Origin of the sequence: Desulforhopalus vacuolatus, assembly GCF_016918505.1 — a bacterium.
Classification (GTDB): Bacteria; Desulfobacterota; Desulfobulbia; order Desulfobulbales; family Desulfocapsaceae; genus Desulforhopalus; species Desulforhopalus vacuolatus.
Window position 1 is genome coordinate 1 of the sequence record NZ_JAFFPZ010000064.1, and the last position, 4,057, is coordinate 4,057.

At 44.4% G+C, this 4,057-nt stretch carries 3 protein-coding genes and 1 pseudogene; 1 reads left to right on the top strand and 3 read right to left on the bottom strand.

All coding sequences use genetic code 11. The features are described 5' to 3' along the window. The first annotated feature begins 56 nt into the window (after nt 1-56). Nucleotides 57-488: a group II intron maturase-specific domain-containing protein gene (locus JWG39_RS17275; RefSeq protein WP_369130655.1), complete on the top strand. Its 432-nt coding sequence runs from the start codon at nt 57-59 to the stop codon at nt 486-488. Between the two features lie 88 nt (nt 489-576). Here the strand turns inward: JWG39_RS17275 and JWG39_RS15795 are convergent, their stop codons facing one another. From JWG39_RS15795 to JWG39_RS15805, 3 genes and pseudogenes are all read right to left on the bottom strand, one after another. Further along, the gene (locus JWG39_RS15795; protein WP_205220408.1) at nt 577-1,542 is read right to left on the bottom strand and encodes a P1 family peptidase; all 966 of its coding nucleotides are present in this window, start codon (nt 1,540-1,542) and stop codon (nt 577-579) included. A 244-nt stretch (nt 1,543-1,786) separates the two neighbouring features. Next, complete coding sequence (locus tag JWG39_RS15800) at nt 1,787-3,136, bottom strand: carbon-nitrogen hydrolase family protein (RefSeq protein ID WP_205220409.1); 1,350 nt, start codon at nt 3,134-3,136, stop codon at nt 1,787-1,789. A 439-nt stretch (nt 3,137-3,575) separates the two neighbouring features. After that, a pseudogene (locus JWG39_RS15805) lies at nt 3,576-4,057 on the bottom strand (hypothetical protein); the annotation flags it as partial.

The following is a 4,057-nucleotide window of genomic DNA, read 5'->3' on the forward strand; positions in this document are numbered from 1 at the left end:
AAAGTCACGTCACCCGTCCATGGGAGATGTGTTTTCTCGGATTCAGAATTACCAGTATGATAAACTTCACCCGTATTCAGATCCACCCAAAATCAATCAAGCGATTGAAAGAAAGGGTGCGGCAATTGAGCAGCAGGTCAAGCGGCAAAAGCATTCATCAGGTTATTTTTAACCTGAACAATTTTCTACGTGGTTGGTGGAACTATTACCGTTTTGCCAAGCTTAGTATCAAGTGGCTTCGCTCCCTCCATGGATGGATAATGAGGCGTCTACGGAGTATTCTCTGGAAACAGTGGAAGAATCCGCGAACCCGTGTCCGGGAGCTGAAGAAATGGGGTATTTATCATAAGTCAGCGGTCAGTACGGGAAATGCCCGTAAAGGATCTTGGCGAATGAGCAGAGTCAAGTGGGTAATAATCGCATTACCGAATGCCTGTTTCCGAAGAACTCCTGGTCTTTTTCTTCCAGGTATACAACTCCTGTCTTGATCAGCCGAACCGCCTTAGTACGCGATCCGTATGCTTGGTGGTGGGGGAGGGGCGGTCAGTGATGGCCGTTCCTATCCCGATAATTCGTTCACAATCTGAGATCAGCGTAACACTTGAGTCCGCAGAGGGATTCGGTGTTCTTTACCGCTGCGATTACAGCCCGTTCCATAACTCTTGCGGCAAGTAAACCGACAACGCTTAGATCTGCCTCAATGTTGCCGGTAGACATGGCAAATATCGTATCACCGTCATACATTGAATGAGCAGGTCGCATGGTTCTGGCATACCCGTTTTGAGCCATGGAAGACAGCTTGGTCGCTTGCGCTTTTGTAAAGGCCGCATTTGTGACTATAACGCCAAGGGTTGTATTACCACTGAAAAGGCTTTTTTTGTCAGAGTATGAGTTGATCATGATTTCTTCAGTGTCGGCCAGGGTCTCCATATCCTCGTTAAGCGGACCAGCCAGCTTTTCTCCTGCAAGAGGATCCACGACATCACCCAAACAGTTTACCGCTACCAGGGCACCAACTTTCAGACCTTCCACCTCAAGGGCATAACATCCCAAACCACTTTTCATAGACCGTCCTGTGCCCAGAATCTTTCCCACTGTAGCCCCTGTGCCCGCACCAATATTGCCTTGTTTACACTCCGTAGAACCGGCATTCAAGCATGCCTGATACCCCATTGCTTTATCCGGCCTGATTCTATAATCACCGATTGTCAGGTCAAATAACGCCGCGCCACAAACGATGGGAACCTTAGTAACCTGAACGTCAAATCCGACGTTTTTTTCCTCAAGATATTGCATTACTCCCGCGGCGGCATCTAACCCGAATGCACTTCCCCCGGTCAGAACGATTGCGTGAATTTTTTGCACTAGATTGACTGGATTCAACAGGTCGGTTTCTCTAGTTCCTGGAGCACCGCCTCTCACATCCACTCCAACGGTTGCCCCTTCTTCACTAATTATGACAGTGCAACCAGTGGCCGCCTCCAGATCCTGTGCGTGCCCAACCCTAATACCTTCTATTTCAGTGAACTTGATTTGTCTCATTATATTGCACCATAGTATAAACAACAAGCAAAACAGAACCTAATAAGGCTGTCTTATGCTTCGGATTAAAGAGTTAACGCCGTATTAATCGGAACTCAAGAACACCGGAACCGGTCTTTCCCACAAGAGACTTGATTTGGGACAAATGATCTTTTGTGACGCAATTGCCAGTTGTGATCGGAGGCGGTCAATGTGCGAACTGGCGCTCTTATTGGTGTTTGAGCTACCTGGTAGATTGAAAACGTCATTGAAAATCCAAAAAAGTTTTGATTACAGGAATTGAATTAAATGAATTCATTTGCCATTTGATTGCTCTTCGAGACGCAAAATTTTGCTCCCCAAAGGCTTCGTCGATGATGATCAATGCGGCACGATTGGTATCAATACTAATTGAACTCCGAAACGCGGGAGAAAATATGGCAGTCCCTCCCATCAATTCCGTCCCCAGATCTTTTTCTGCACGCGTGGACGCAAGCACAAGGGCACCATTCATGGATATGGCTTCTAAGGCATGATAATGATCGCGATATGCCCGAGCATCTAGCTGTGGATTTGGAGGAAAAATTGTACGGGGCGTGATATAGGGAACAGCAACAATGGCGGGTATGTCCTCGATATCTGCTTTGTCAGGATATTTATTTTTGAGTTCATTGATTACTACCCGTTCTCCAATTTCTTCCATCGCTCGAGTTGCATCATATCGTCGATCATGACATATTAAAGAACTCAGCATCACCATCTTCCCTTGAATTTCTACAACGACCGGTTTTGACTCTGTACTGCCGGGCGTAAAAAGTTCATATTCCCGTGTAAATCTTTGATATTCTGCATTCAATTTTTGTGGATCTATTTTTGCTCCAGGAATGTTGGTTTTATTATAACGATGGACTACATCTCCATCGTGAATCCATAGATTGCTATTATAGATTTTGCCATCTTCTTGAATAGGTACGCCGATTGAAAATGTCACGCCGTATTCCTGACCCGCTTTTATAAGGCGTGACAATTCCTTGTGTTTCGATACATCCTTGTCGAAACAAAAATCCTGTAGAATTTCTTTGTCGCGTACAGCGAATGACGGGAAGAAAGGAACAGGATAAAGCTCGGGGAACACAACTATATCAATGTCCATTTCTGATGCATATTTGAGAATCCGGATTGCAGTGTCGATATTCCATGAGACAATTTCGTTTACCTGTATTCCGTCCCAGCTAATGCTTTTAGGCATACCGAATGGTTTCGCGATACCTAAAATATCGGCTTTAACGATCTGATCCCCAGAAATTTGGGTCGCTTCAAAAAGGGAGCACTCTGTGATCAATCCATGTTTGAGCAGCCAATTGAATTGTTGAGATTGGATGCCTCCGGTCAATTGAGTCGGGATAGCAGGGGGTTGAACAGCGCAAACGCGGAAATGATCCACAGGCTTTGGGGCAATTCTATGTTGTGATTCAGGTTGGCCATCTTTGGCTAAGTATATAATTTTTATTGGTTTGGAATTGGGAGCAACATCCTCAAAATTTTTTATTTCTTGTGCATATCCGGGAGAAATAGCGATACATATCCACACAAATACTAGAAAACATTGCCTCATAACTTTACTCCATCGTTAAAAGTCGGATGCTAAAATTCCCCGAGTTTCTGAGTACCTATGTCTCAACATTGCTCGTCCGCTCGATTCTGATCACCTTTTGTCTTGGCAGGAAGGATGCCTTGACAGCCTTGGCCTCTCATGCCCTGTAGATTCTCGCTAAGTTGTGCTTGTTCAATAATCGCTTTTGGAATTCTCACTCCTTGCGAATTTCCAATTCTTATTAATGTTGCCATAGCCACCTCTAATTTTGCTTTATGTGATTACAATATAATCGCCTAATTCTAAAACGAAAACGAACGGGGTGAAAACGAACGGGGTCGGGCCACGTTAACTCCGTTAACTCTCTGATTACTCGAAATTAACGTCCCATTCAGAGGTGTTTATTGAGCCTATATCCTCATTTCTACCATCATATTCGACATTATAGGTTCTGTGTTTTTCACGAAGTTGGAAGTTGAAATCCGATGTCATGTTCTAAAACCTTCCGACCTTTACCTCGAAATCCCAATTTCGAATGAATTGTTTCTACAAAACTTCGGCTTCCTACAGCTACACTTTCACTCCAACCCGGTTGCCTGCCGCAGGTCCTGTTGGTAACGGATTCACTTACCAATTCTTTGTGAGTCTCTCGGAAGGTACTATAGGATGCAAACCCTGTAAGTTTCGCTAACTTTTGATAATCAATGAGCACTGACTTCCTTTTAGGCATCTGGATTTCATTATATCCACAAAAAGGCCACTCAGAGGGATGTGCAACGACACCAGCACGAACCATGTTACAATCAATATAGACACAGCTATTCCCGGTTGGAGCTAAAAAACGGCCTGAAATTGATTTTCGTACCATCGGCTGTGAATTCAGCACAAAACCAAACAGTATAATGTGGTTTTTGAGCAACAATATGCAAATCGGGTGGGAAC